General features: G+C 71.8%; 28 protein-coding genes. 11 read left to right on the top strand and 17 right to left on the bottom strand.

The genetic code is table 11. From position 1 onward, the window contains the following. The first annotated feature begins 198 nt into the window (after positions 1-198). The gene (locus OG570_RS16245; RefSeq protein WP_326957353.1) at positions 199-435 is read left to right on the top strand and encodes a hypothetical protein; all 237 of its coding nucleotides are present in this window, start codon (positions 199-201) and stop codon (positions 433-435) included. Between the two features lie 63 nt (positions 436-498). On the opposite strand, the gene OG570_RS16240 is transcribed toward OG570_RS16245, so the two are convergent. From OG570_RS16240 to OG570_RS16215, 6 genes are all read right to left on the bottom strand, one after another. Then, positions 499-1,194: an urease accessory protein UreD gene (locus tag OG570_RS16240; protein ID WP_247058383.1), complete on the bottom strand. Its 696-nt coding sequence runs from the start codon at positions 1,192-1,194 to the stop codon at positions 499-501. Next, positions 1,191-1,895 carry an urease accessory protein UreG gene (ureG, locus tag OG570_RS16235; RefSeq protein WP_326957351.1) on the bottom strand — a complete coding sequence of 235 codons (705 nt, stop codon included), beginning with the start codon at positions 1,893-1,895 and terminating at the stop codon, positions 1,191-1,193. Before ureG ends, OG570_RS16240 begins: the two co-directional genes overlap by 4 nt. After that, entirely contained in the window at positions 1,885-2,565 is a 681-nt protein-coding gene (locus OG570_RS16230) for an urease accessory protein UreF (RefSeq protein ID WP_326957349.1), read from the bottom strand. Before OG570_RS16230 ends, ureG begins: the two co-directional genes overlap by 11 nt. Next, positions 2,565-4,280: an urease subunit alpha gene (locus OG570_RS16225; protein WP_326957347.1), complete on the bottom strand. Its 1,716-nt coding sequence runs from the start codon at positions 4,278-4,280 to the stop codon at positions 2,565-2,567. The genes OG570_RS16230 and OG570_RS16225 overlap by 1 nt, the downstream gene beginning before the upstream one ends. Beyond that, on the bottom strand, positions 4,281-4,586 hold the full coding sequence (locus tag OG570_RS16220; RefSeq protein ID WP_326957345.1) for an urease subunit beta: 306 nt from the start codon (positions 4,584-4,586) through the stop codon (positions 4,281-4,283). 76 nt (positions 4,587-4,662) lie between these two features. Beyond that, positions 4,663-4,965, bottom strand: coding sequence for an urease subunit gamma (locus OG570_RS16215; protein WP_247058393.1), 303 nt, complete (start codon positions 4,963-4,965; stop codon positions 4,663-4,665). A 279-nt stretch (positions 4,966-5,244) separates the two neighbouring features. Here OG570_RS16215 and OG570_RS16210 point away from each other — a divergent pair, with 279 nt between their 5' ends. Continuing rightward, complete coding sequence (locus tag OG570_RS16210; RefSeq protein ID WP_247058395.1) at positions 5,245-6,393, top strand: citrate synthase 2; 1,149 nt, start codon at positions 5,245-5,247, stop codon at positions 6,391-6,393. A 55-nt stretch (positions 6,394-6,448) separates the two neighbouring features. Here the strand turns inward: OG570_RS16210 and OG570_RS16205 are convergent, their stop codons facing one another. Both OG570_RS16205 and OG570_RS16200 read right to left on the bottom strand, forming a co-directional pair. Continuing rightward, positions 6,449-7,033, bottom strand: coding sequence for a TetR/AcrR family transcriptional regulator (locus OG570_RS16205; protein ID WP_326951678.1), 585 nt, complete (start codon positions 7,031-7,033; stop codon positions 6,449-6,451). A gap of 20 nt (positions 7,034-7,053) precedes the next feature. Then, the gene (locus OG570_RS16200; protein WP_326960044.1) at positions 7,054-8,760 is read right to left on the bottom strand and encodes an SDR family oxidoreductase; all 1,707 of its coding nucleotides are present in this window, start codon (positions 8,758-8,760) and stop codon (positions 7,054-7,056) included. 882 nt (positions 8,761-9,642) lie between these two features. On the opposite strand from OG570_RS16200, the gene OG570_RS16195 reads away from it, so the two are divergent. Genes OG570_RS16195 through OG570_RS16175 form a run of 5 tightly spaced genes read left to right on the top strand, consistent with a single transcriptional unit; the run spans position 9,643 to position 14,432 of the window. Next, on the top strand, positions 9,643-10,482 hold the full coding sequence (locus OG570_RS16195; protein ID WP_247058397.1) for an ABC transporter ATP-binding protein: 840 nt from the start codon (positions 9,643-9,645) through the stop codon (positions 10,480-10,482). Next, positions 10,479-11,300: an ABC transporter permease gene (locus OG570_RS16190; RefSeq protein WP_326957342.1), complete on the top strand. Its 822-nt coding sequence runs from the start codon at positions 10,479-10,481 to the stop codon at positions 11,298-11,300. The genes OG570_RS16195 and OG570_RS16190 overlap by 4 nt, the downstream gene beginning before the upstream one ends. After that, entirely contained in the window at positions 11,297-12,454 is a 1,158-nt protein-coding gene (locus OG570_RS16185; protein ID WP_326960042.1) for a sensor histidine kinase, read from the top strand. The genes OG570_RS16190 and OG570_RS16185 overlap by 4 nt, the downstream gene beginning before the upstream one ends. Continuing rightward, positions 12,451-13,071 (top strand): response regulator transcription factor, encoded by a 621-nt coding sequence (locus tag OG570_RS16180; protein WP_247058404.1) that lies wholly within the window; start codon positions 12,451-12,453, stop codon positions 13,069-13,071. Before OG570_RS16185 ends, OG570_RS16180 begins: the two co-directional genes overlap by 4 nt. A gap of 23 nt (positions 13,072-13,094) precedes the next feature. After that, on the top strand, positions 13,095-14,432 hold the full coding sequence (locus OG570_RS16175) for a serine hydrolase domain-containing protein (RefSeq protein WP_326957340.1): 1,338 nt from the start codon (positions 13,095-13,097) through the stop codon (positions 14,430-14,432). A 42-nt stretch (positions 14,433-14,474) separates the two neighbouring features. Here OG570_RS16175 and OG570_RS16170 read toward each other — a convergent pair whose 3' ends face one another. Continuing rightward, entirely contained in the window at positions 14,475-14,792 is a 318-nt protein-coding gene (locus OG570_RS16170; RefSeq protein ID WP_326957339.1) for a hypothetical protein, read from the bottom strand. Between the two features lie 153 nt (positions 14,793-14,945). On the opposite strand from OG570_RS16170, the gene serC reads away from it, so the two are divergent. Further along, on the top strand, positions 14,946-16,073 hold the full coding sequence (gene serC / locus OG570_RS16165; RefSeq protein ID WP_326957337.1) for a phosphoserine transaminase: 1,128 nt from the start codon (positions 14,946-14,948) through the stop codon (positions 16,071-16,073). Between the two features lies 1 nt (position 16,074). Here the strand turns inward: serC and OG570_RS16160 are convergent, their stop codons facing one another. From OG570_RS16160 to OG570_RS16135, 6 genes are all read right to left on the bottom strand, one after another. Continuing rightward, on the bottom strand, positions 16,075-17,319 hold the full coding sequence (locus tag OG570_RS16160) for a glycosyltransferase 87 family protein (protein WP_326957335.1): 1,245 nt from the start codon (positions 17,317-17,319) through the stop codon (positions 16,075-16,077). A 46-nt stretch (positions 17,320-17,365) separates the two neighbouring features. Beyond that, positions 17,366-18,892 carry an amidohydrolase family protein gene (locus tag OG570_RS16155; protein ID WP_326944675.1) on the bottom strand — a complete coding sequence of 509 codons (1,527 nt, stop codon included), beginning with the start codon at positions 18,890-18,892 and terminating at the stop codon, positions 17,366-17,368. 172 nt (positions 18,893-19,064) lie between these two features. Then, entirely contained in the window at positions 19,065-20,198 is a 1,134-nt protein-coding gene (locus OG570_RS16150; protein WP_326960040.1) for an ABC transporter permease, read from the bottom strand. A gap of 77 nt (positions 20,199-20,275) precedes the next feature. Next, positions 20,276-20,962: an ABC transporter ATP-binding protein gene (locus OG570_RS16145; protein WP_326957333.1), complete on the bottom strand. Its 687-nt coding sequence runs from the start codon at positions 20,960-20,962 to the stop codon at positions 20,276-20,278. Then, complete coding sequence (locus OG570_RS16140; RefSeq protein ID WP_326957331.1) at positions 20,959-22,044, bottom strand: peptidoglycan-binding protein; 1,086 nt, start codon at positions 22,042-22,044, stop codon at positions 20,959-20,961. Before OG570_RS16140 ends, OG570_RS16145 begins: the two co-directional genes overlap by 4 nt. A 5-nt stretch (positions 22,045-22,049) precedes the next feature. After that, positions 22,050-22,592, bottom strand: a complete 543-nt coding sequence (locus OG570_RS16135; protein ID WP_326957329.1) for a hypothetical protein — start codon at positions 22,590-22,592, stop codon at positions 22,050-22,052. A 121-nt stretch (positions 22,593-22,713) separates the two neighbouring features. Between OG570_RS16135 and OG570_RS16130 the strand changes: the two genes are divergently transcribed. From OG570_RS16130 to sepH, 3 genes are all read left to right on the top strand, one after another. Beyond that, on the top strand, positions 22,714-23,376 hold the full coding sequence (locus OG570_RS16130) for a response regulator transcription factor (protein WP_326957327.1): 663 nt from the start codon (positions 22,714-22,716) through the stop codon (positions 23,374-23,376). Beyond that, entirely contained in the window at positions 23,373-24,524 is a 1,152-nt protein-coding gene (locus tag OG570_RS16125; RefSeq protein WP_326957325.1) for a sensor histidine kinase, read from the top strand. Before OG570_RS16130 ends, OG570_RS16125 begins: the two co-directional genes overlap by 4 nt. Before the next feature lie 301 nt (positions 24,525-24,825). Beyond that, entirely contained in the window at positions 24,826-25,677 is an 852-nt protein-coding gene (gene sepH / locus OG570_RS16120) for a septation protein SepH (RefSeq protein WP_326944681.1), read from the top strand. Between the two features lie 3 nt (positions 25,678-25,680). On the opposite strand, the gene OG570_RS16115 is transcribed toward sepH, so the two are convergent. After that, positions 25,681-26,034: an MmcQ/YjbR family DNA-binding protein gene (locus OG570_RS16115; protein ID WP_326944682.1), complete on the bottom strand. Its 354-nt coding sequence runs from the start codon at positions 26,032-26,034 to the stop codon at positions 25,681-25,683. A gap of 19 nt (positions 26,035-26,053) precedes the next feature. Next, positions 26,054-26,674: a DUF2537 domain-containing protein gene (locus OG570_RS16110; protein WP_247058431.1), complete on the bottom strand. Its 621-nt coding sequence runs from the start codon at positions 26,672-26,674 to the stop codon at positions 26,054-26,056. Between the last annotated feature and the right edge of the window lie 34 nt (positions 26,675-26,708).

The following is a 26,708-nucleotide window of genomic DNA, read 5'->3' as shown; positions in this document are numbered from 1 at the left end:
CGCTCGCCGGGGACGGCGCAGGGGGTCTTCCCCGGCGAGCGGCGGCACGTTCACGCGAAAGTGCCGCACCGCGGCCGGTAACGAGCCCCGGCGTGTCGACGACATCACGATGTCGATCACCTTTCGAGGGGAATCACTGTTCTTGCCGGTTGCGGTAATGATGCGCCACCAGACCCCGAGGCGGAATGGACATCCGAGATGAAGAAGGCCGGGTTCAAGCCGAACTCGCCCCACACGTACGACGAGATGTTCGAGTCGGCCACGAACTTCTGCGCCGCCGGCTCGGCGCTCGCGATCGCCGGGCTCGCACGAACGGCGCTGGACCCCGCACAAGCCGACGCGATCGCCATGCCGGCTCCCGGGAAGGACCCCGACACAGCGGCGACCGCGTACGGCGCCGCCACCTGGAAGTGGGCCTGCGGCCACCACCAGTGACCCGGCGCGCGGCGGCACCCGAAACTGTCGGCCCCCTCCGCTAGCGTGGAAATCGGGGGCTGCTCAGAACGGCGCCAGCGCCGTGACGGCGTCCGGCGCGAGCGAGGTCGTGAGGGTGCCCCCCGCGGCCAGCGGCGTGCGCGACCACCACTCACCGGAGGCCGCCGGGAGTTCCTCGCCGCCCACTTCCAGGTCGGTGGCCAGGACCCGGCGGCCCGCCAGGTGGGCCAGGCTCGCGTCCAAAGTGGAGTCGCCGATCGTCAGCGTCTGGCGCAGCACCGGCGTCACACCCCGCGTGACCTGCTGTGACGTCGTGAGCGTGCCCGGTTTCTCGTTCGCCCGGCCCAGCACCAGCACCTCGCGCGTGTGCAGGTAGGCGTCGTCCGCCAGCGACGCCCGGAACACGGCGGTGTGCCGAGCGCGGGCCGTGATGACCGTCGGCTCCGGCAGGTACTCCAGCCGGCCGCCCTCGGCCACCGAGACGTCCACTGTGGACAATGAACCCTCGCCGTGCAGGCCGGGCAGCGCCAAGGTGGCCGCGACGCCGGAGAGCCGCAGGAACGCGCCCGGGCCGACGTGGATGGTCAGCCGGAGGTCGTCGCCGCCCAACGGGGACGTCGCCGAGTTGACCAGGTGGACCACCGCCGTCCGGCCGCCGCCGCGGCGCGGGAACAGCGTCAGCGGCGCCATCGAGCGCAGCTCGCGCAGGATCGTGCGCGAGCCGTCGAAGCACGCCGTCAGCCGGGCGTGGGCCTTCACCCGGCGCGGACCGGGAGCAGCGACCGGACCCAGTCCGCCACCGCCGGCGCGTCCGGGGTGTCCACAAGGGACTGTGTGATGACCGGCAGCTCGCCGCGCATCCGGTGCGCGTCCGACGTCATCACGTCCATGTCCGCGCCGACCAGGTGCGCGAGGTCGACCTTGTTGATCACCAGCAGATCCGCCGTCGTGACGCCGGGGCCGCCCTTGCGCGGCACCTTGTCGCCGCCCGCGACGTCGACCACGAACACCTGGCTGTCGGCCAGCCCGCGGCTGAACACCGCGGTCAGGTTGTCGCCGCCGCTCTCGATGATCACCAGGTCCAGCCCGGCGAACTTCTCCTCCAGGCGCTCGACGGCGTCGAGGTTCGCGGTGATGTCGTCGCGGATCGCCGTGTGCGGGCACGCGCCGGTCTGCACCGCCTCGATCCGCTCCGGGTCGAGAACTCCCGCGCGGCGCAGGAAATCCGCGTCCTCGGTCGTGTAGATGTCGTTGGTGACGACGGCGAGGTTCACCTCGTCGCCCAGCGCCCGGCACAGCGCCGCGGTCAGCGCCGTCTTGCCCGAGCCGACCGGCCCGCCGATGCCGATCCGGTACGCGCGCCCGGCCGTCGGCGCGGGGTCGTAGTGGTCGGGTTCGGCGGCCGTCGGGTCGAAGTTGACCTCGTGGAAATGCCCGTGACCGTGGCCTTCAGCTGGCAAAGAGACGCACCTCTTCCTGGTGATGCCGGGCGTGCGCCTCGGCGAACAGATCCAACCCGGGTGACCCGGGCGCCGGCAGCGACGCCGGGTCGTCGCCCGCGACCGCGGCCGCGGTCTCGCACACCGACCGCAGGTCGAGCCGCGCGACGACGGCGTTGACGGCGAACGGGTCCAGCCCCAGCAACCGCACCGCCGCGCTGGCCGGCCCGCTCACGGCCAGGTAGGCCACGGCCATCGCGGCGTCGTAGGGCGCACCGCCCGCGACTCCGACCAGCGCACCCAGCACGATCGGGTGGTGCGGCCGCGGGGTTTCCTTCAGCAGGGCGACGAGCACCGGTGACGGCCAGGAGATCCGCCCGGCCCGCGCGGTCCCCCGCCCCTGCGCCCGTGACGCCTCGCGCTGCGCGAGCGACGGCGTCCGCGCGTCCAGCTCGGCGTCCAGCCGGGACCAGTGTCCACTCGCGACAGATCGCGCGGCCGCGTGGGCCGACGCCGCCGCGAACACCGCCGCCAGGGAACCGGCCGTCCGCAACCGTCCGGAAAGGAATCCCGGAAGGTCCCTTTCGGACTTGATCAGCTTGCGCGCGACGGCTTCTTCGAGCCCGCCACTGTGGACGTGCCCGCCGCCGGGAAAGCGCGAGTCCGCGAGGATGAGTGCCGAAAGGTCCATCAGAACAGGAAGTATCGTTGGGCCATCGGCAGTTCGGTCACCGGCTGCGGCTCGATCAGCTCGCCGTCGACGTGCACCGCGAAGCTGTCCGGCTCGACCCGGACGTCCGGCGTGGCGTCGTTGAGCACCATGTCCGCCTTGGTCCGCGCGCGCATGTTCGAGACGGCGACCAGCGGCCGCGTGATCCGGAACGTCTCCCGCAGGTTGCTGTCGAGGGCCTCCGGTGCGACGAAGTGCAGGCTGAGCGCCGCGCCGATGTTGGCGCCGAACATCGGGCGGGCCATGACCGGCTGCGGCGTCGGGATGGACGCGTTCGCGTCGCCCATCGCCGCCCACGCCGGGAACCCGCCCTTCAACACCACGTGCGGCCGGACGCCGAAGAACTTCGGTTCCCACAGCACCAGGTCGGCGAGCTTGCCGACCTCGACCGAGCCGATCTCGGTCTCCATGCCGTGCGCGATGGCCGGGTTGATCGTGTACTTGGCGACGTAACGACGGGCGCGCAGGTTGTCGGCCGCGCCGTCGCCGGGCAGCGCGCCGCGACGGCGTTTCATCACGTGCGCGGTCTGCCAGGTCCGGATGATCACCTCGCCGATCCGGCCCATCGCCTGCGAGTCCGAGCTCATCATCGAGATGGCGCCCAGGTCGTGCAGGACGTCCTCGGCCGCGATGGTCGTCGGCCGGATCCGGCTCTCGGCGAACGCGAGGTCCTCGGGCACCGACGGGTTGAGGTGGTGGCAGACGACCAGCATGTCGAGGTGCTCGTCGAGGGTGTTCGCGGTGTGCGGCCGGGTCGGGTTGGTCGACGACGGCAGCACGTTCGGCAGCGAGACAACCTGGATGATGTCCGGCGCGTGCCCGCCGCCGGCGCCTTCGGTGTGGTACGCGTTGATCGAGCGCCCACCGATGGCGTCCACAGTGGACTCCAGGAAGCCGGCCTCGTTCAACGTGTCCGTGTGGATGGCCACCTGGACACCGGACTCGTCGGCCACGGTGAGGCAGGCGTCGATCGCCGCGGGCGTCGTGCCCCAGTCCTCGTGCAGCTTGAACCCGCCCGCGCCGGCGGCCAGCTGTTCGCGCAGCGCCTCGTGCCGGACGGTGTTCCCTTTGCCCAGCAACAGGACGTTGACCGGGTAACCGTCCATAGCGGACAGCATCCGGCCGAGGTTCCACGCGCCGGGCGTCACGGTGGTGGCCTTCGTGCCCTCGTTCGGCCCGGTGCCGCCACCGACCAAAGTGGTCAGTCCGGCGGCCAGCGCGGTGTCGACGAGCTGCGGGCAGATGAAGTGGACGTGGCAGTCGATGCCGCCCGCGGTGAGGATCTTCCCGTTGCCGGACAGCACTTCCGTCGACGGGCCGATCACCAGCGCCGGATCGACGCCGTCCATCGTGTCCGGGTTGCCCGCCTTGCCGATCCCGACGATCCGGCCGTCGCGGACGCCGACGTCCGCCTTGATGATGCCCCAGTGGTCGAGGATGACGGCGCCGGTGATGATCAGGTCCGGCGCGCCCTCGGCGCGCGTCGCCGTCCCCTGGCCCATCGACTCGCGGATCACCTTGCCGCCGCCGAAGAGGACCTCGTCGCCGGAACCGCCGGGGCCCATCGAGCGGTCTTCGGTGACCTCGATCAGGAGGTCGGTGTCGGCGAGCCGGATCCGGTCGCCGGTGGTCGGGCCGAACAGTTCCGCGTAACGCTCACGGTCGATCTGCGGCATTCAGAACTCCCCCGAGAATTCGGACCGCAGCCCCGGAACCCGGCGCGCGCCGGCGAGCGGAACGAGATCGACTTCGCGTTCGACGCCCGGTTCGAACCGCACCGACGTGCCGGCCGGGACGTCGAGCCGGTGCCCGCGGGCGGCGTCACGGTCGAACTCGAGGCCCGGGTTCACGGCCGCGAAGTGGTAGTGCGAGCCGACCTGCACGGGCCGGTCGCCGAGGTTGCGCACGAGCAGCCGGACGCGCAGGCGGCCCGGGTTCAGCTCCACCGGCTCGTCGCCGGGGATGATCTCGCCTGGACGCATCCGGCTCCTCTCACGTGGGGGTCGTGAGTGCGTAACAGTGTTAGAACACTGTTACGCACTCACGACCGGCGGGCGGTCAGACGATCGGGTCGTGCACGGTGACGAGCTTGGTGCCATCCGGGAAAGTGGCCTCGACCTGCACGGAGTCGACCATCTCCGGCACGCCGTCGAGGACCTGGGCCCGGCCGAGCACGGTCCGGCCGCTGGCGACCAGCTCGCTGACCGTGCGGCCGTCGCGGGCGCCTTCGAGGACGTGGTCGGTGATCAGCGCGACCGACTCCGGGTAGTTGAGCCGGACCCCGCGGTCCAGCCGCTTCCGCGCGACGTCCGCCGCCACGTGGATCAGCAGCTTGTCGCGCTCCTGGGGGCTGAGGTGCATCAGTCAGGTCTATCACCCGGACCACAGCCGCGCCCGGTTCGGAAACACAGGATTTACCTGGGGTTCGTCACAGTCCGTGGCGAAAAATTCTCCTGCCGGACGGCCTGGGTGACTGAATCGTTCTCGTAATCGTGACCGAAACCACCACATCTTTCGATTGCCCCCCGGCGATCGAGGGAGCAAGGTCTATCCATCCGTGCGATGGTGCGCGCTTTCCGTGCGTATCCCGTCAGCGCGACCAGCCGGGGAAGAAAGCGCACCGAAAGGTTTCGCGAAACAGTGACTACCTCCACGATCAGCAAGCCACAGCCGTCCGGCCAACCCGACGACGGCTTCCGACCGGGTCTGGAAGGCGTCGTCGCCTTCCACACCGAGATCGCCGAACCCGACCGGGACGGCGGTGCCCTGCGTTACCGCGGCGTCGACATCGAAGACCTCGCCGGGAAGGTGACCTTCGGCGACGTGTGGGGCCTTCTCGTGGACGGCCGGTTCGGCCACGGCCTCCCGCCCGCCGAGCCGTTCCCGCTGCCGGTGCACACCGGCGACGTCCGAGTGGACGTCCAGGCCGCGCTGGCCATGCTCGCCCCGATCTGGGGCTACCGCCCGCTGCTCGACATCACCGACGAAGAGGCCCGTGAGCAGCTGGCCCGCGCCTCGGTGATGGCGCTGTCCTACGTCGCGCAGTCGGCCCGCGGCATCGGCCAGCCGGCCGTCCCGCAGACCCGCGTCGACGAGGCCCACTCGATCACCGAACGCTTCCTGATCCGCTGGCGCGGCGAGCCGGACCCGGCCCACGTCAAGGCCCTCGACGCCTACTGGGTGTCGGCCGCCGAGCACGGCCTCAACGCGTCCACCTTCACCGCCCGCGTCATCGCCTCCACCGGCGCCGACGTCGCGGCGGCCATGTCCGGCGCGATCGGCGCGATGTCCGGCCCGCTGCACGGCGGCGCCCCGGCCCGCGTGCTGCCGATGATCGAAGAGGTCGAACGCACCGGTGACGCCGCCGGCCTGGTCAAGGGCATCCTCGACCGCAAGGAACGGCTGATGGGCTTCGGCCACCGCGTCTACCGCGCGGAGGACCCGCGGGCCCGCGTGCTGCGGCGCACCTGCCAGGAGCTGGGCGCCGAGCGCTACGAGGTCGCCGCGGCGCTGGAGCAGGCCGCGCTGAAGGAGCTGCGCGAGCGCCGTCCGGATCACCCGATCGAGACGAACGTCGAGTTCTGGGCCGCCGTGATCCTGGACTTCGCGCAGGTCCCGCCGCACATGATGCCGTCGATGTTCAGCTCGGCGCGCACCGCCGGCTGGGCCGCGCACATCCTGGAGCAGAAGCGGACCGGCCGCCTGGTGCGGCCGTCGGCCAAGTACATCGGCCCGGCGCCGCGCACCCCGCAGGACGTCGAAGGCTGGGACCTGGTCACCCAGCGCTGACCGCCGTTGTCCGTGAAGGACTCCTTACCGGCTCTTATGGCCGGTAAGGAGTCCTTCACGGCTTTGCGGTGACCTCGTGGGCGGCGGTGGCGGCGAGCATCGCGGTGAGCTGGTCGACGAGCCAGGCGTCCAGGGATTCTCGGGGCACGGTGCGTTCTTGGAGCCAGCTCAGCAGGGCGCCTTCGACGACCGCCGTCCAGCAGCGCAGGGTCAGCAGCACCAGGGGCGACGGGTCCGTGACGCCGAGCGCGTCGAGGATCAGGGCGACCGCGCGGTTGCGGACCGCGTCGACGGCCGCGTTCGTCTCCGACGTCGCGATCACGGATCCACTGCGCAGCAACGCGATGTAGCCTGCGCGGTAGTTGTCCGCGACGTCGATCAGGCCGCGGACGGCCGCGCGCAGCCGCGCCTCCGGCGGGCCCTCCTCGAGCCCGGCGAGGCCGTCGATCAGCCCGTCGGTGACCGTGCGCAGCGCCTCCACCTGCAGCTCGCGCAGGTTGGGGAAGTACCGGTAGAACAGCGGCCGCGACACCTCGGCCGCCGCGACGATGTCGTCCACCGTGACCAGTTCCGGCGGCCGCGACCCGAACAGGTCGAGCGCGGCGCGGATCAGGTCGTCGCGGCGCGCCTGCGGCGACATCCGCCGCGGCCGGCGTTCGGTCAAGGGGTGACGTCCAGTTTCGCCGCCGCTCGCAGCAGCCCCGGCGTCAGTCGCGAAAGGACCAGCGCGACCTTCGACTCCGGAGTGGACGGTGCGATGGCGGTGTCCTTTTCCACCGCCCGCAGGATGTCCTTCGCCACGCCTTCCGGGCCGAACCCGCGCCGCGCGTACAGTTTCGAGCTTTCCTTCTGCCGCCGCTGCTGCTCCTCGTCGGACACTCCGACGAACCGCGTGGTGCTGGTGATGTTCGTCTTGACGATGCCCGGGCAGACGGCCGTGACGCCGATGTGGTGCTCGGCCAGCTCGGCGCGCAGGCAGACGCTGAGCGTCAGCACGGCGGATTTCGTGGTGGCGTAAGCGGAAAGTATCTTCGACGGCAGGTAGGCCGCGGCGGACGCCAGGTTGACGATCTGCCCGCCCTCGGCGCGTTCGGCGAGCATCGGCGCGAACGCGCGGCAGCCGTGGATGACACCCCAGAGGTTGACGTCGATGACGCGTTCCCAGTCCTCGACGGACGTGTCGAGGAACGGCCCGGACATACCGATCCCGGCGTTGTTGACCACGATGTCCGGCACGCCGTGCTCGGCCTTGACCTGCTCCGCGAACCGGTGCACCGCGGGGCCGTCACTGGAGTCCACTGTGTACTCGGCCGCGTCGACCCCTCTGTCCTGCAGGAGTTTCACGGTCTCCGCGGCGGCGTTCGGATCGATGTCGGTGATGACGACGTCGGCACCCTCGTCGGCGAAGGCGAGCGCGGTCGCGCGGCCGATACCGCTGCCCGCGCCGGTGACGACGACCAGCTGGTGGGCGAACCTGCCTGGTTTCGGCCCGACTTTCGCCTTGCGGAGCGCGCGGCTCTCGGCGCCGTTTTCGGTGTACTCGATCAGCTCGGCGGCCGCGTCGGCGATGACCTTCGGCTTGGCGCGGGTCACCCAGTGCGTTCCGACGATCCGGCGAACCCGCAGGTCAGGCACCCATTCGGCGATCTCGGTCTGCAACGGCGTCGTGACGAAGGCGTCGCCGGTCGGGGCCAGCACCTGCACCGGGACGTCGGCGTTGCGGGGGGTCGGGCGGCTCAGCCGGGTGAACATGTTCGCGCGGTACAGCTCGAGGCCGTTGACGCCGTCCTTCGTGCTCGGCTTGGCGGCGCCGGGGTCCATCCGGGCGATCTGCGCGGGCATGATGCCGGTGCGCCAGAGCAGGGGCGGGAGGAACGGGAGCTGGAACGCGAGGATGTACCAGGAGTGCAGGAACTGGGCGAGCGCGTTCTTGATCCTTTTCGGCGACGGGCGGGTCAGCTGCGCGCGAAACCAGGCGCCGGCGTGGTCGAGGCTCGGCCCGGAGACCGAGGTGAAGGACGCGACGCGCCCGCGCAGTCCGTCGCCGGTGACGGCGTGCCAGGTCTGGATGGAGCCCCAGTCGTGGGCGAGGAGGTGCACCTTGCCGCTCGGCTGGACCTCGTCGACGACGGCTTTGAGGTCATCGGCCAGCTGGTCCAGCCGGTAGGACGAGCGTCCCGACGGCTTGTCGGACCGCCCGGCACCCCGCACGTCGTAGGTGACGACGCGGTGTCTGCCGCGCAGCTCGGCTTTGACGGGATCCCACATCGAGCTGTTGTCGGGATAGCCGTGCACGAGCACGACCGTCGGCCCGTCATCACGGCCGTCGATGTCGACCGAGAGGCGGACACCGTCGCTGGCGGTCACCCACTTGTGAGGCATTCCGTCATGTTAGACAACTTGTCAACAAGCGCGCGACTGATCATTCACCCTTGCGGGGGCTACCGGATGGGCGCCGTTCGTGCATTTCCCTTGTATGACAGCGTTTTTGTGGTTCCACGGGAAACTTGCACGATCTCGCAAGCCGCCGCGCCGACGACGCGGCCCACGGATCGGTGATGCGGCGGACGCGCCGGTCGGGCCGGAGGCGGTGCTGAGGCGGCGCGCTGGGGTCTCGTTCGCTGCGGGAGGGGGCACGAAAGGGCCACTCGCGCCCCGGCGACACCAACGGGCCACTCGCGCCGAGTCGGGCACGAATGGACCGCTCGTGCCCGGCGAGGCGCGAACGGACCGTTCGCACCAGGACTGGAGCAGCACCAACGGGCCACTCGCGCCCAACGCGACACCAACGGGCCACTCGCGCCGGAGCCGGAGGGCACGAAAGGGCCACTCGTGCCCAACACGACACCAACGGGCCACTCGCGCTGGACTGGAGCACGAAAGCCACTCGCGCGCAGCGCGGCACAAACGGGCCACTCGCGCCGGGGCTGGAGCGACACCAAAGGGCCGCTCGCGTCCAACGCGACACCAACGGCCATTCGCGCCGAGTCGGACGCGAACGGACCACTTGTGCCCGGCGAGGCGCGAACGGCCCGCTCGCACCAGGACTGGAGCGGCACGAAAGGGCCATCCCCACCGGTTGAAGCGCGAACGGCCCACCGGCACCACACCTCGGCCCAGGTGCAGCCCAAGCCCAGGTCAGAGAGCCAAGACCCGCCCCAGCCGACGACTCTGTCCACCGATCGGTGGACAGCCGGATTCAGTCGCGCGTTGGGCGGAATCCACACGCATGAAGACCAAGCTGGACCCATGACCACAGCAGTGAGCGTGCGCGGCCTGCGCAAGCAGTACCCCGGTCACCTCGCGGTGGCCGGGCTGGATCTGGACATCGCCCAAGGTGAGGTTTTCTCCCTGCTCGGGCCCAACGGTGCCGGGAAGACCACCACCGTCGAGATCCTCGAAGGTCACCGGCAGCGGACCGGTGGCGAGGTGACCGTGCTCGGTGAAGACCCCGGCAAGGCCGGGCGGGAATGGCGCTCCAAGATCGGCATCGTGCTGCAGACCGCGAACGATGCCGCCGAGCTGAGTGTTGCCGAGACCGTCCGCCACTTCGCGAAGTACTACCCGAACCCGCGCGATCCGGACGAGGTGATCGAGAAGGTCGGGCTCACCGAGAAGGCCAAGTCGCGGGTCAAGGCGCTCTCCGGCGGGCAACGGCGGCGCGTCGACGTCGCGCTCGGGATCGTCGGGCGGCCCGAACTCCTCTTCCTCGACGAGCCCACCACCGGGTTCGACCCCGAAGCTCGGCGGCAGTTCTGGGCGCTGATCAGCGATCTCGCCGGCGAGGGCACCACGATCCTGCTCACCACCCACTACCTCGACGAGGCCGAGGCGCTCGCCGATCGCGTCGCGGTGATCGCGCGTGGGGAGATCGTCGCCCAGGACACGCCGCAGAACCTCGGCGGCCGGGCGAGCGCCGAGGCCACCGTGCGGTGGACCGACGAACGCGGCGAGCACACCGAGCGCACGGCGTACCCGACCAAGCTCGTCAACCAGCTCTCCGCGGGCGGCCGCGAACTGGGGAACCTCACCGTGACCAGGCCCAGCCTGGAGGACATCTACCTGGACCTGATCGGAGACAAGGCATGACCACCGCGGCAGCCACCCGAACCCTCCCCGGCCCGCTCGCGCTGGGCCTGGCCCGCGGCGGCACCGAGCTGCGGCAGTTCTTCCGGCACAAGGAACAGGTGGTCTTCACCTTCTCCCTGCCCGCGGTGCTGATGATCCTGCTCGGCTCCATCCTGGACGGCCCGACCGCGCTGGCCGGCGTCACGTCGGGGCAGCTGCTCGCCGCCGGGATGATCGGGTCCGGCATCGTCTCGACGTCGTTCAACAGCATCGCCACCGGCGTCTCCGCCGACCGCGAGACCGGCGCGCTCAAGCGGCTGCGCGGCACGCCGATGCCCTCGGCGTCCTACTTCATCGGCAAGATGGTGCTGGTCGCGGTGTCCAGCCTGGCCCAGACCGTGCTGATGGTCGCCGTCAGCACCCTCCTTTTCGGGCTGAAGCTGCCGGCCGATCCGGCGAAGTGGCTGACGCTGCTGTGGGTGTTCGTGCTCGGCATCGTGTCCTGCACGCTGCTCGGGATCGCGCTCAGCTCGCTCGCGAAGTCGACCACCGGCGCGGTGGCCGTGGTGCAGATGCTGTACCTGGTGCTGCAGTTCATCTCCGGCGTGTTCGTCACGCCGATCACGAACCTGCCGAAGATCATGGTGGACATCGCGTCGTTCTTCCCGCTCAAATGGATCTGCCAGGGCTTCCGGTCGGTGTTCCTGCCGGACGGCGCGGTGGGAATGGAGATGGCCGGCTCATGGGAACTGCCTCGGGTGGCGCTGGTGCTGGGGATCTGGTGCGTGGCGGGCCTGGTGCTGGCGCGGCTGAGCTTCCGGTGGACCGACGGGAAGTGAACGACGCCTGGGACCGGTTCAACTGGCTCTGGGAGATCCTCTTCGCGGTCACCTACGTCGCCACGACGGTCCTGGTGCTGCTGGACGAGACCGACCCGGTCCGCGGCACCGTCGCCGTCGGGGCGCTCACCGCGCTCGCGCTGACGTACCTGCTCTGGGGCCGCGGGATCGTCCGGAACGACGAGCACGCGCGGCAGCGGTGGGTGTTCGCGGTCGTGGTCTTGGCCCTGGTCGCAACCGCGGTGCTCGCCAACACGACGGCCAGCTTCGTCCTGTTCATGGCGTGCCCGCTGCTGTTCATGACGCTCGAGTTCCGGCCGGCCGCGGTGCTCACCACGGCGGCGATCCTGCTGAGCCCCGCGTCGGCGATCGCCGACAACGGGCTGCAGGGCCCGGAGCTGCACATCCTGCTGCCGATGACCGCGATCCTCATCGTGTTCGGGGTGCTGGCCGGCAAGTTCATCCTGCACGTCATCGAGGAGAGCCGGGCGCGGGCCGACCTGATCGCCAAGCTCGAAGAGAGCCAGGCGGAAGTCGTGCGGCTGTCCCGGGCGGCGGCGACGGCGGCCGAGCGCGAGCGGCTGGCCCGGGAGATCCACGACACCCTCGCGCAGGGCTTCACCAGCATCGTCACCCTCGCCCAGGCCATCGAGTCCGAAGTGGACGCCGACCCGGCGGCGGCGCGGCGGCACGCCGAGCTGGCCGCCCGCACGGCGCGGGAGAACCTCGCCGAAGCCCGCACGATGGTCGCCGCGCTCGCGCCGGACGACCTGACGTCGGGCTCGCTGGTCGACGCCGTTCGCCGGCTGACCGACCGGCTCGGCGACGAGACCGGGCTGGCCGTCCGGTACGAAGTGGACAGTGACCTGCCCGCGCTGGCCATGGCCGCGGAGGTGGTCCTGCTGCGCGGGGCGCAGGAGGCGCTGAACAACGTCCGGCGGCACGCGACGGCGGCCGCGGTGCTCGTCCGGCTGTCCCTTGTGGACGACGCCGTCCGGCTGGACGTCCGGGACGACGGCGCCGGCTTCGACCCGGACCGCGCCGCCGGGTTCGGGTTGCGGGGCATGCGGTCCCGCGCGGAACAGGTGGGTGGCACGCTGAGCGTCCGCAGTGGCGCCGACGGCACCGAACTGACCCTGGAGGTCCCCGCGTGATCCGCATCATGCTCGTCGACGACCACCCCGTCGTCCGGGAAGGGCTGCGCGGCATGCTCGAAGCCGAGCCGGACCTGACGGTCGTCGGCGAGGCGGGCTCCGGTGACGAGGCGGTCGCGCTCGACCGCGTCGCGCGGCCGGACGTCGTGCTGATGGACCTGCGGATGCCCGGGCTGGACGGCGTCGGCGCGACCAAGCGGATCCTGCGCGAGCAGCCCGGCCGCCGGATCGTCGTGCTGACGACGTACGAGACGGACGCGGACATCCTGCGCGCGGTCGAGGCCGGCGCGTCCGGTTACCTGCTGAAGGACGCGTCCCGCACGGAGCTGGCGAACGCGATCCGCGCGGCGTCGCGCGGCGAGACGGTGCTGGCGCCGTCGGTGGCGGGCAAGCTGGTCAACCGGGTCCGCAACCCGGGGCCCCAGTCGCTCTCGGCGCGCGAGGTGGAGGTGCTGCGCCTGGTCGCGAAGGGCGGCACGAACGCCGACATCGGCCGCGCGCTCCACATCAGCGAGGCGACGGTGAAGACGCACCTGCTGCGGACGTTCGGCAAGCTCGGCGTCTCGGACCGGACGGCCGCGGTGACCACGGCGATGGCCCGGAACCTGCTCACCTGAGCGGCGCGCGGCAGAATGCCAGCATGCTTGAGTCGACCGAACACGCACTGCTCCGCCGGATCGCCCACGAGCAGGCGGCCTGCCGGGCTCCGTCGCTGGTCGCCGCCGTGGTGCGCGACGGGGAGATCGTCTGGTCCGGCGGGCGTGGGCGCGTCGGGGACGCGGTCCCCGGCACCGACACCCAGTACCGGCTGGGCTCGATCACCAAGACCCTCGTCGCCACCGCCGTCATGCGGCTGCGCGACGAGGGCCTGCTGGACCTCAACGACCCCCTCGAAAACCACGTCCCGGGCACGCCGTTCGGCGCCGCGACCGTGGCCCAGCTGCTCTCCCACACCTCCGGCCTGACGTCCGAGTCGCCCGGCCTGTGGTGGGAACGCACCCCCGGCGCCGACTGGGACGCACTCGTCGGCAGCCTCGCCGAGGGCGCCACCAAGCACCGCCCGGGCGCGAAGTTCCACTACTCGAACGTCGGGTACGGCGTGCTCGGCGAGCTCATCTCGCGCCACCGCGGCAAGGACTGGCTGTCCGTGCTCGACGAGGAGATCCTCGGTCCGCTCGGGATGACCCGCACGACCCCGCACCCGGTCGGCGCGCACGCCGACGGCTTCGCCGTGCACCCCTTCGCCGACGTCCTGCTGCCCGAGCCGCACCCGGACGCCGGCGCGATGGCCCCGGCCGGGCAGCTGTGGTCGACGGTCACCGACCTCGGCCGCTGGACGGCGTTCCTCGGCGGTGACGACGGCGGTGTGCTCAGCCCGGACACCCTCGAGCAGATGCGCACGATGGTCACCGTCGACGACTCCGACGTCTGGACGACCGGCTTCGGGCTGGGCCTGATGCTCGTGCGCTACCGCGGCCGCCGGCTGGCCGGGCACACCGGCTCGATGCCCGGCTTCCTCGCCGTCACGCTGGTCGACCCGGCCACCCGGACCGGCGCGCTGGCGCTCACGAACTCGACGTCCGGCGTCGGCATCACCCAGCTCGCGCTGGACCTGATCACCACGACCGAAGAGCTGGAACCGCACCTGCCCGCGGAGTGGCAGCCGTCCACTGTGGACCCGGCGCTGCTGGCGCTGACCGGGCTCTGGCACTGGGGCCCGACGCCGTACCACCTGCGGATCCAGGGTGACGCGCTCCTGCTGGCCCCGGTCGAGGGGGCCGGGCGCGGCTCGCGCTTCCGGCCGACCGGCGACGACACGTACGTCGGCCTCGACGGTTACTACTCCGGCGAGACGCTGAAGGTGGGCCGGGACGGCGAAGGCGTCGCGACCCACCTCGACCTCGCGACGTTCGTCTTCACGCGCACGCCGTACGACCCGGCCGCGCCGGTGCCGGGCGGCGTCGACGGCTGGCGCTGACCAGAGGCCCCGCTCACACCCCCAGCCGAGTGAGCGGGGCCTTCAGGCCAGCGCGACCGTCCCCGCGGAAAACGCGACGGCGGCCGCGAACCGGGTGGCGATGCGCTTGCCCTCGCCCCAGTCGAACAGGCCGAACTTCAGGTTGGTCAGGACGGTGAGCGTCGACCCGCCCGCGGCCGGCGTGACCGTCGCGGTGACCTCCTGACCCCAGCTGAAGAGGGTCATCCCGGTGCGGAAGGACACGAAACCGCGCTGGCCCTCGTAGTACGGGCCCTGGCCGCCGACGGCGGCGACGCCGGCGGGGAGTGCGTTCCACAGCACCTCGGGCGGCGCGGGGAAGCTGTGCTGCACAGTCGTCATGACGCGGCAAGGTAGCCCCGGTCAGGGCGTCCGGTAACCGTGTTTTTACGGTCACGGCAGCGCGTCCCACTGCCCGGAACAGCGCCGATTCCACATTCCGGACACTTCAGCACCGCTTCGACCTGCTCTGTCCCGACCTGAGAGACTGGCCACATGACCGACGCTGAGTTGACCATCCCCGCAGATCTCAAGCCGGCCGACGGCCGCTTCGGCTGCGGACCGTCGAAGGTCCGCGCCGAGCAGCTGAGCGCCCTGGCGGAGTCCGGTTCCACCTACCTCGGTACGTCACACCGGCAGAAGCCGGTCAAGTCGCTCGTCGGGCGCGTCCGGGCCGGGCTGTCCGAGCTGTTCTCGCTCCCCGAGGGCTACGAGGTGATCCTCGGCAACGGCGGCACCACGGCGTTCTGGGACGCGGCCGCGTTCGGCCTGGTGCGCGAGCGCTCGCAGCACTTCACCTACGGCGAGTTCTCCTCGAAGTTCGCCTCCGTCACCAAGGGCGCGCCGTTCCTGGCCGACCCGATCGTCGTCAAGGCCGAAGCGGGCAGCGCGCCCGAGATCGCCTACGAGGCCGGGGCCGACCTGGTCGGCTGGGCGCACAACGAGACGTCGACCGGTGTCGCCGTCCCGGTTCGCCGTCCCGAAGGTTCCGACGGCGCGCTGGTCGCGATCGACGCCACCTCCGGCGCCGGCGGCCTGCCCGTCAAGGCCGAGGACTTCGACGTCTACTACTTCGCGCCGCAGAAGTCGTTCGCCGCGGACGGCGGCCTGTGGATCGCGCTGGCCTCGCCCGCCGCGGTCGAGCGGATCGGCGAGATCGACGGCGGCGACCGCTGGATCCCGGAGTTCCTGTCGCTGACCACCGCGCTGGACAACTCCCGCAAGGACCAGACGTACAACACCCCGGCCGTGGCCACGCTCTTCCTGCTCGCCGAGCAGATCGAGTGGATGAACGGCCAGGGCGGCCTGGAGTGGACGACCGCGCGCACGAAGGACTCGTCGTCGCGGCTCTACGAGTGGGCCGAGAAGACCAGCTACACGACGCCGTTCGTGAAGGACCCGGACCTGCGCTCGCAGGTCGTCGGCACGGTGGACTTCGCCGACGAGGTCGACGCCGCCGCGGTGGCGAAGGTGCTGCGCGCCAACGGGATCGTCGACACCGAGCCGTACCGCAAGCTGGGCCGCAACCAGCTGCGCGTCGGCCTGTTCCCGGCCATCGACCCGGACGACATCACGAAGCTCACCCAAAGCATCGAATACGTCGTCGAGCGCCTGGGCAGCTGACCTAGACGTCCGTGAAGGCCTCCTTACCGGCTCTTACGGCCGGTAAGGAGGCCTTCACGGCTTTCAGGCGAGGTGCGGCGAAAGCCGCGAGGACCAGCAGGGCGAGGCCGAAGAGTTCGTACGACTCCGTCGCCAGCCACCAGCCCACCGAGGGGGCCGGGCGCGGGGCGAACCACATCGGCCCCCAGATGAACAGCGCCAGGCCGGCCACGACGACCGCGCCGGCCCACCACGTCACCACGCGGTCGGTGCGCCAGGACCGGACGCCGTAGTACCCGGCCAGTACCAGGATCGGCACGCACCACGTCCAGTGGTGCGTCCACGAGATCGGCGACACCAGCAGCCCGCCCAGCGCGCACGCGGTCAGCCCGAGCACCGGCTCGGCCGCCCGGACGATCACCACCGCGACCACCGCCATCACGGCGAGCGCGGCCAGCAGCCACACGACGTTCCCCGCGGTTTCCGGCAGGCCGAGCCGCGTCACCAGGCCCTTCAACGACTGGTTGCCGACGTAGTCGACGCCGCCGATGCGGCCCGCGTCGAAGACGAGCTTCGTCCAGTACGTGAAGGACGCCGATGGCCGGACCAGCCACAGCAGCGCGCCCGCCGCCACGAACCCGGCGACCACCCGCGCGGCCGACTTGAAGTCGCGGCGGAACAGGAAGTAGACGACGAACACCGCCGGCGTCAGCTTGATCGCCGCGGCCACGCCGATCAGCAGGCCCTTCGTCCGCCCGCGCTTGCCGGGCAGCAGGACGTCGAGCACCACCAGGACCATGAGCAGCGCGTTGATCTGCCCGAAGCCCAGCGTCGAGCGCACCGGCTCGAGCAGCGCGCCGGCCAGCTGCGCCACGATCGCGACGAGCGCCGCCACCGCGCGGCCGTGGACCTTCGAGGCGTCGGTCAGCGAGCCGTTGAGCGTCGCGACGTAGAGGTAGGCGACGACGCCGGTCGCGAGGATCGAGGCGATGCTGACGAGCTTCATCGTCGCCGCGAACGGCAGCAGCGTGCCCGGCAGGAACACCGCCGCCGCGAACGGCGTGTAGGTGAACGGCAGCAGGATCTGGTGCGTCGTCGGCACCCAGGCGTCGTACGGCGAGCCCTGCTGGGCCAGCGCCTTCGCGCCGCCCAGGTAGACCTCCAGGTCGAGGCCGTCGAACCGCTTCAGCACGAGTACCAGCACCACGGCGGCGACTTCGAGCACGACGAGCGCCCCCGCCAGCTTCCGCCCGGACCACTGTGACACGCATCCCCCTCGAGCCGGTCTCCGACCGGCCGAGATTACCGGGCGCTCAGCAGCAGCCACGCACCGGCAAGCCCACTGACCTGCTGTTCGCGCTCGCCAGCGGCTGCTTCGCCGCCGTCTCGGCGTCCGCCAGCATCCGGGTCAGGCGCGCCCGGTCGAGCACGCGGCCCGCGGTGACGACGGTGTCGATCCGGCGGACCGCGCGGATGTCGGTGAGCGGGTTCGCGTCGAGCAGCACCACGTCGGCGACCTTGCCGGGGGTGATCGTGCCCGCGGTGGCCGACCGGCCGAGGAACCGCGCGGCGTCGCGCGTCACCGTCTGCAGCGCCTGCCGCGGCGACAGCCCGGCCTGGACCAGGTAGCCGAGCTCGTCGTGCAGGCTGAAGCCCGGGAAGACGTACGGGTTCAGGCAGTCGGTGCCGCCGAGGACCCCCAGCCCGGCCCGGTGCGCGGCGCCGACGAGGCGCAGCTGCGCCTCGAAGTACGCGTTCTGCTGGTCGATCTGCTCGGCCGTGGCCGGCGTGAACATCGGGAGCCGGTCGGCCCAGTAGTCGACGATGTCCTGCGAGACGTACTTGAGCCGCGGGTCGTGCGCGTAGGTTTCGGTCGGGCTCGACATCACGCGGTTGACGGTGAACGTCGGGCTCACCCAGTTGTCCAGCGCCTTGAGCTGGGCGAAGTGGCGCTCCGCGGTGGCCGGGTCGTAGGTCTGGGCCGCCTGCCGGTCGAGGTCGCGGGCGAGGTTGAAGAAGTCGCGCTTCGCGTCCGGGTCGAACGGCGTCGCGTCGAGGCGGGCCAGGAACTCGTCCCGGCGCCGGGACGTGGCGATGGACAGGCCGAAGAGGTGCTCGAAGGTGCGCTGCCCGGCCCTCGCGGCCTCGACCTGGCGCAGCCGGTACGGCCAGTGCCCGGCGAACGGCAGGCCGACGCGGCGGCACTCGTCGGCGATCGCCAGGAACACGTCCTTCGGCAGGTAGAAGTAGACCTTGACGAAGTCGGAGCCCTGCTCGACGGCGGTCCGGACGGCCGCACGCCCCTCTTCGGGGGTCGCCACCTGCGTGATCGGCGGGCCGAGCAGGCTGACCGGGCCGTCGAGGATCGAGCTGGCGAGCACGACCCGGGGGCCGAGCAGCTCGCCGCGCACGATCTTGTCGCGGGTGGCGCGGTTCTCGTCGTAGCCCTGCATCTCGCGGATGCCGGTGACGCCGTTGGCCAGGAACAGCGGCGGCCACAGCTTTTCGTAGTCGATGCCGTGGGCGTGCATGTCCCAGAGGCCGGGGATCAGGTACCGGCCGCGGCCGTCGACGATCCGGGCGCCCGCGTGGTGCGGCAGCTCGGCCGCCGGGCCGACCCAGGCGATCCGGTCACCGACCAGCACGACCGCGGAGTTCGGCCGGGCCGGGGCGTCGGTGCCGTCGACGACGGTGGCGCCGAGCACGACGACGACGTCCGTGCCGGCCGCGGCGGCTTCCTGGGCGAAGAGCGCGGGCGCGACACCCGCGGCGGCGAGGCCCGCGCCGGCCGTCGCCAGCCAGCGGAGGAAATCACGTCTGTTCGCCTCGACGCGCACCACGGCAGCCGCCCTTTCGATCAACGGATTTGATCGATATTCAACGCCGCGAGCCACGGTCGGGGAATCTTCCACCTTGCTCAATTCCGGTGTAGGGCACACGCGAAGGTGCGGCCGAAGCGCCACTTTCGTACCAAAAGTGATCCGAAGACACTTTTGGTACGAAAGTGACGGCTCAGGCGAGCGCCCGCGTCGGGGCGAGCCGCGCCGCGCGGACCGCCGGGTACGCCCCGGCGACCGCTCCGACCAGTGCCGCGACGCCGACGCCGCCGGCCAGCGCGCCGACCGGCAGCACGGCCGGCCAGCCCTGGCTCAGCGCGTAGCCCGCGGTCACCAGCACCCCGGTCACGACGCCGGCCAGCCCGCCGAGCCCGGACAGCAGCACCGATTCGGCCAGGAACTGCCCGCGCACCTGGCGTTTCGTGGCCCCGAGCGCGCGGCGCAGGCCGATCTCGCGCCGCCGTTCCAGCACCGAGATGACCATCGTGTTCGCCACCCCGACGCCGCCGACGAGCAGCGCGACCCCGCCGAGGCCGAGGAACAGCGCGCTGTAGGTGTTGTCGGTGAGCTTCTGCGCGGCGAGCGCGTCCGACGGGCGGCGGACCTCGACCTCGTTGGGCGCCTGCGGGTTCAGCGTCGCGCCCAGCACCGACCGCACACCGTCCACTTCGGACTCGTTCGCGCGGACGTACACCGTGGACGGGTGGCCGTCGAAGCCGAGGAGCCGCTCCGCGACGTCCCAGCCGACCAACGCCGAGCGTTCGATCTCCGGCGCCAGCGGCATCGGCCCGAGGATCCCGACGACGGTGAACCACTGCGAGCCGATCAGCACCTGCGGCGGCCGTGCCGGGTCGACGTGGTCGATGCCGAGCCGCGCGGCGGCCTGCGCACCGAGCACCGTCACCGGGTAGTTCCGGTTGCCCGGGGCCAGGAACGCCCCCGACCGGACCTTCCCGCCCAGCACCCCGAGCAGGTCCGGTCGCGCCGCGAAGACGCCGAGCCCGGACGTCTCGTCGACCGGGATCTTGTCGCTGCGCCGCACGCTGGCCGACGTCGTCCCGGTGCCGGTCGCCGCGGTCACCGGCGCGATCCGCTTGGCCATCGCGACGGCGTCGTCCGGCAGGGTCGCGTTGGCCCCGAACAACGTCTGCCCCGGCCCGGCGGTGAGCAGGTTGGTGCCGAGCGCGGCCAGCCGGTCGTGCAGGGCCTGCGCGCCGGACGCCGGGATCGCCAGCACCGCCACCATCGCCGCGACGCCGATCGCGATGCCCAGCGCGGAAAGCACCGCGCGCACGGGCCGCGTCCGCATGCCGTGGGCGCCGAGCGCGACGACGTCCGGTGGCTTGAGCCGGGCCGGCTCGGGCAGCTGGACCTCGGGTGGGGCGATCACCGCGCACCCACCAGACCGGTGTCGAGCCGCAGGTGCCCGTCGAGCAGCTCGATCCGGCGCGGCATGCCCGCGGCGATCTCCCGGTCGTGGGTGATCACCACGATCGTCGTGCCGTCGGCGGACAGCTCGCCCAGCAGCGCGAGCACGGCCGCGCCGGTCCCGGTGTCGAGGTTGCCGGTCGGCTCGTCGGCCAGCAGGATCGCCGGGTCGTTGACGACGGCCCTGGCGATCGCGACGCGCTGGCGTTCCCCGCCGGACAGCTCGCCGGGCCGGTGCCACGCCCGATGCCCCAGCCCGACGCGGTCGAGCGCTTCCCGGGCTCGCGTGCGCCGCAGCCGCCGCGGCACCCCGGCGTAGAGCAGGCCGGTGCACACGTTGTCCACCGCACTCATCCCTTCGTCGAGGAAGAACTGCTGGAACACGAACCCGATCCAGCGCGACCGCAGCGCCGAGACCTTCCGGTCGGACAGCGCGGCGACGTCGTGGCCGCGCAGCTCGACGCGGCCGGTGGACGGCCGGTCGAGCGTGCCCATCAGGTGCAGCAGCGTCGACTTCCCGGACCCGGACGGCCCGACGATCGCCACCATCTCGCCGTCTTCCAGGCTCAGCGAGACGCCGTCGAGCGCGGCGACGCCGCCGGGGTAGGCGCGCGTGACCTCGTGCACGCGCAGGACGGGCGTCACGACGTCGTCACCACCCGCATGCCCGCGGTCAGGCCGTTGCCGCCGACCTCGACCTTGCCGCCGCTGAACAGTCCCGTTCGGACGGCGATGAGCCGCCGCTTCCCGTTCTCGTCGACCTCGACGGCGTAACCGCCTTCGGCGAGCGCGAGCAGCGCGCCGACCGGCACCGCGAGCACGCCGGAGTGGACGTCCTTGGTGAACCGGACGGTCGCCGGGGCCGAGTCGAGCGTGCCGGCCACGGCCGGGTCGTCGAGCTGGACGGTCACGGTGATCTTGGGCTTGCCGTCGTCCTGGCCCGCCCCGTCCTTGCCCTCGACCGCCGACTTCCCGACGTCGGTGATCGTGCCCTTCGACGTCTTCCCGTTGATCGTCACGGACGCCTTCGCGCCCTGCTGGGCGAGGTCCTGCTTGGCTGCGTCGAGCTTGACCTGCACCGAGCGGACGGTGCCGCTGGTCTTGAGCACCTCGCCCTGGGCCGGCGAGCCGAGCTTGGCCGACAACGCCGACACGCGCAGCTCCCCCGCCGCGAGGACGACGTCGCCCGGGCCGAACGCGCCGGTCTGGTCCAGCCCCAGCGCCTTCTGCCACTTCTTCAGCGCGGCCGCCGTCGCCGACGTGAACTTCTTGTCCGGCGTGCCGAAACCGCCGTAGCCACACGCCTTGAGGTTCTCCTCGAGCTGCTTGACGTCGGCGCCGTCGGCCGCGCCCGCGGCGAGGTCGCGGTAGAACGGCAGCGTGCCGTAGAACAGCGGCACCGGCTTGGCGTCGACGCCGTACACGGCCTTGCAGCGGGTGAGGGTCGCGCCGGCGTCGGGCAACGACGTGACGGTGCCGGGCTTGCGGCCGGCGACCGAGGACTCCTCGCCGTAGCCGAGGGTGCCGTCGGCCTCCTCTTCCTCGGCGAGGTCGGTCTTGGCCACCTCCGCCGTCTCGACGGGCGGCGGAGCGGCCTCCTGCACCGAGGTGGCGGAGGAGACGCGGGTGAGGATCACGGCGGAGCCGGTGCCCACCACCACGACGAGCACGGCCGCGGCGATGAACCAGCGCGCCCGGCCCCGGCGTCGCGGCTTGGATTCGATCATCTCGGTCATCGGGCCGGTGCCGCCGGTTCAGCGTGCATCGACATGCCGAGCCCGCACGCCTTCGCGGCGGCCTCGAACTTCGACGGGTCGTCGCCCGGGCCACCCATCCGCGTCGCGCCCTTGCCGCTCGGATCGGGGTCGGGCATGTCGATGCCGTGGTCCCGCATGCACTTGGCGTCCTTGCGCATCTTGTCCAGCTCTTCGGGGCTCGGCGGCTTCATCTCGCCGCCGTTGGGCATGAGGCTCTTGCAGGCGCTCTGCGCCGCGTCGAGCTTCCCCGCGTCCTTGGCGTCACCCCCGAGCGTGACCGCCATCCCGCCGTCGCCCGCCGGCTTCGGGTCGGGCATGTCGACGCCGTGCTCGCGCATGCACTTGGCGAAGTCGCGCATCTTGTCTTCGTCGCTCTTGTTGTCGGCGGCCTTGGCCGGGGCCGACGAGGACGGCCCCGAGATCGAGGCCACCTTCGACGCGTCGTCCGGCTTGGCCCCGCACCCCGCGAGCAGCACCGCGGCGCCGATCGCCGCGATGAGCGTCAGGCGTGTTCGCATCGGCTCGCTCCCTTCTTCCGGTCTTCCGGTTCGGTGGCAAGGTCTACGGATCGGGGGATTCCGGCGCGCTAAGCGAAGTCGCTTATGCGGGGCTTATGGCCCGCCTGGGCAGACTGGGCGGGTGCGTGTGCTGGTGGTGGAGGACGAGCGGCTGCTCGCCGACTCGGTCGCGGAGGGGCTTCGCCGCTTCTCGATGGCCGTCGACGTCTGTTACGACGGCGAACAAGCCCTCGAGCGGGTCGGGGTGCACGGCTACGACGTCGTCGTCCTCGACCGCGACCTGCCGAAGGTGCACGGCGACGCGGTGTGCGCCGCCGTCGTCGCGGCGGGCGGCGAGGCACGGGTGCTGATGCTGACGGCCGCCGCCGACGTCACCGACCGCGTCGCCGGGCTGGGCTTGGGCGCCGACGACTACCTGACCAAGCCGTTCGCGTTCGCCGAGCTGGTCGCCCGGGTGCAGGCGCTGTCCCGGCGCGCGCGGCCCGCGTTGCCGCCGGTGCTGCAGCGCGACGGCGTCGTGCTGGACCTGCCGCGCCACCAGGCCGCGCGCGACGGCCGGTTCCTGCAGCTCTCGCCGAAGGAGTTCGCCGTGCTGGAAGTGCTGATGCGGGCCGAGGGCACGGTGGTGAGCGCCGAGGACCTGCTGGACAAGGCGTGGGACGAGCACGCGGACCCGTTCACCAACGCGGTGCGCGTCGCGGTGATGACGTTGCGCCGCAAGCTCGGCGACCCACCGGTGATCGAGACGCTGCCCGGCGCCGGCTACCGGTTCGGCACCCCGTGAACGCGCTGTCCGTCCGGACCAAGCTGACCGCCTGGTACGGCGGGCTGTTCCTGCTGGCCGGGTTGGTCCTGGTCGTCATCGACTACCTGCTGGTGCAGGGCACGCTGCCCGACCCGGCCCGGTTCGCGACGGCGTCGCTCGGCTCCGCCGCCGACATGGCGTACGGGCTCCCGGACGACACGGTCCAGGCGCCCGCCGGGATGGCCGTGCGGCTGGTCAGCGGCTCGCTGGACGAGTACCGCTCCTCGACGCTGTCCACCCTGGTCGTCAACTCGGCGATCGCGCTCGTGGCGACGGCCGCGCTCGCCGTCCTGTTCGGCTGGCTGATGGCCGGGCGGGCGCTGCGGCCGCTGCACGACATCACGTCGGCCGCGCGGCGGCTCGAGGCGGGCAAGCTCGACCGGCGGATCAACCTCGAAGGTCCGCCCGACGAGCTGAAGGAGCTGGCCGACACCTTCGACGGCATGCTTGACCGGCTCGCGGAGTCGTTCGACAGCCAGAAGCGGTTCGTCGCGAACGCCTCCCACGAGCTGCGGACGCCGCTGGCCGTGCAGCGGACGCTGATCGAGGTCGCGATGGCCGACCCCGAAGTCGCGCCCGACCTGCGGAAGCTCGGCACGCACCTGCTGCACACCAACGAGCGCAGCGAGCGGATGATCGAGGGCCTGCTGATCCTGGCCCGCAGCGACCGCGGCCTGACCGCGCGCACGCCGGTCCGGCTCGACCAGGTCGTCGCGGCGGTCGTGCGGGCCACCGCGGCCCAGGCGGAGTCGGCGGGCGTCAAGGTGGAGACCCGCTTCCGGCCGCGCACGGTGGCGGGCGACCCGGTGCTGCTGGAGCGGCTGGTGACGAACCTGGTGGTCAACGCGATCACGTACAACGCCCGCGGCGGCTGGGTGTACGTCGAGGTCCGCGGCGACCCGGCCCTGGAGGTCCGCAACTCGGGCCCGGTGGTCCCGCCGGACGCCGTGCCGACGCTCTTCGAGCCGTTCCGCCGGATCAACGGCGCCGAGCGGACCGGCGACACGCGCAACGCCGGGCTCGGGCTCTCGATCGTGCGTTCGGTCGCCCACGCCCACGGCGGCACCGCCGAGGCCCAGCCGGGCAAGCGCGGCGGGCTCACCGTGACCGTCCGCCTGCCGTCCTGAGCGGGAACCTCGCGACGTCCCACGCGTCCCAGTAGTCACATCAGTCCCAGAAACCACAGGGCCCAGCGGACTGGGCCAGTCGGAGGAGATTTTGCCGGAACACGCCGAAGCGATCCACTCGATCGTGACTTTGCGTGGTCGGCGTGTCACACGATCGCCGCTGACCTGGGCACGGATGATGCGAGAGTCACAAGATGAACAGTGGTCCTTTGGGTGATGACTCGGCGCGCCTCGCACGTCAAGCCGACGCGCCGTTCTAACGTGGGCACCCACAACGGTGAAGCATCGGGGAAGGCGAACAATGCGCACGCTGCGAGTGGTCGGGTTGCACGAGGACGGTAAGTCCATCGTGTGCGAAGACCCGGCGAGCCGTACGCAATTCCTCCTCCCGGCCGATGAGAGACTGCGCGCGGCGGCGCGGGGTGACATCACCCGCCTCGGCCAGATCGAAATCGAGTTGGAGAGCCAGATGCGGCCACGCGAGATCCAGGCGCGAATCCGCGCCGGCGAATCAGTCGAACAGGTCGCGAGCGGCGCCGGGATCTCGGAGCAGCGCGTCGAGCGCTACGCCTACCCCGTCCTGCTCGAGCGGTCGCGCACGGCCGAGCTCGCGCAGAGCGCGCACCCGGTCCGCGAAGACGGCCCGGACGTCCAGACGCTCGGCGAGGTCGTCGCGTACGGCTTCGGCGTGCGCGGGCACGACTACTCGCAGGCCACCTGGGACTCCTGGAAGGGCGACGACGGCCGCTGGGTCGTCGTGCTGCGCTGGAAGGCCGGCCGCTCGGACAACCGCGCGCACTGGGCGTTTGCCCCGGGAGCGCACGGTGGCACGGTGACGGCGCTCGACGAGAACGCCGAGGTCCTGCTCGACCCCAACGCCTACCGCCCGCCCCGGACGGTCCGCGCGCTCAACCCGGCCCGCGACGCGGAGTTCCAGCCGACGCTGGACTCGGTGCCGCCGGACCACGCCGAGCTGCCGGCCGCCGAGCCGGACCCGGACGACGACACCCGCGAGATCCCCCGCGTCCCGGCCGACCCCGAAGAGGAGACGGCCACCGCGGAGGAGCCCGCGCGCCCGAAGGCCAAAAAGAACCACCCGATCGTGCCGTCCTGGGAGGACGTGCTGCTCGGGGTCCGCTCGCAGCGCGGTTAGGTCCTACTCGACCAGCGCGGCGAGCGACTTCGGCGCGACCAGGCGGTAGGCGTCACGCACGATCCGGTCGATCTCGGCCCAGTCGACGTCGACGTCCAGCCGCACCCCCAGCCACCCGCGGTGCCCGACGTAGGGCGGCCGGAAGAACCGCTCGGGCTCGGTGCGCACCAGCTCCTCCTGCACCCCGGCCGCCGCCGGGCACCAGAAGGCGAGCCGGCCGTCGTCGTGGTGGTGGTTCGCGAAGCTGACGAAGGTCTTCTTGCCGCGCACGAACCACGTCGGCTCACCGTGGCTGTCCCGCTCGCTCGCCTCCGGCAGCGCGAGACACAACTTCCGCAACGCGTCCAGCTGCTCCATCGCGCCAGTATCCCCTGCGTCAGGCGCCGCTGAAGACGATGACCAGCACGCCGATCCACGCGATCAGCACGCCGCCCGCCGCGCCGTAGGCGGCCCAGCGCAGGATCGGGGTGCGGCGGATCAGCCACAGCGACGGCGCGATCCCGGCCGTCACCACCACCGACGCCACCAGGGCGAGCCAGCTGCTGGTCTCGCGCGCCAGCGTCGTCGCCAGCGCCAGCATCGCCACCACGACCACGGCCGCGATGAACGCGGAGACGATCAGCCCGGTGACCCACGGCGTGGGCTCGCCGGGCGGTCCCGGCGGGCCGAGCACCGTCCGGACCAGCTTGCGGCCGGTTTCGGGCTGGCGCGGCGGCGGCTCGACGACGGTGTCGGCGCCGGTCACCGGATCCACGAACCGCACGGCCGTGCCCATCACCGCGGCCAGCCGGCCGGCCAGCTGACGGCCGCGCTGCGAGACGACGGAGGCCGCCTCCGCGCCCGGGTCGGCGGACACGGCGGAAGCCACCCGCGCCCACTCGTGCAGGGCCTGCGCCAGATCCCCGCCGATCGCGAGCTTGTACGGATCCACCTCGCGCGCCTGGTCGCCACCGGGTCCGGCCAGCACCGCGCGCTCACCGCGGATCCGCAGCTCCATGGGGTCCTTTCGCGCCGGCGGGGTCAGCCGAGAA

Source organism: Amycolatopsis sp. NBC_01286, assembly GCF_035982555.1.
In the GTDB taxonomy this organism is placed as follows: Bacteria; Actinomycetota; Actinomycetes; order Mycobacteriales; family Pseudonocardiaceae; genus Amycolatopsis.
Note: the sequence above shows the minus strand (reverse complement) of the source record. Positions and strands in the feature narration are given on the sequence as shown.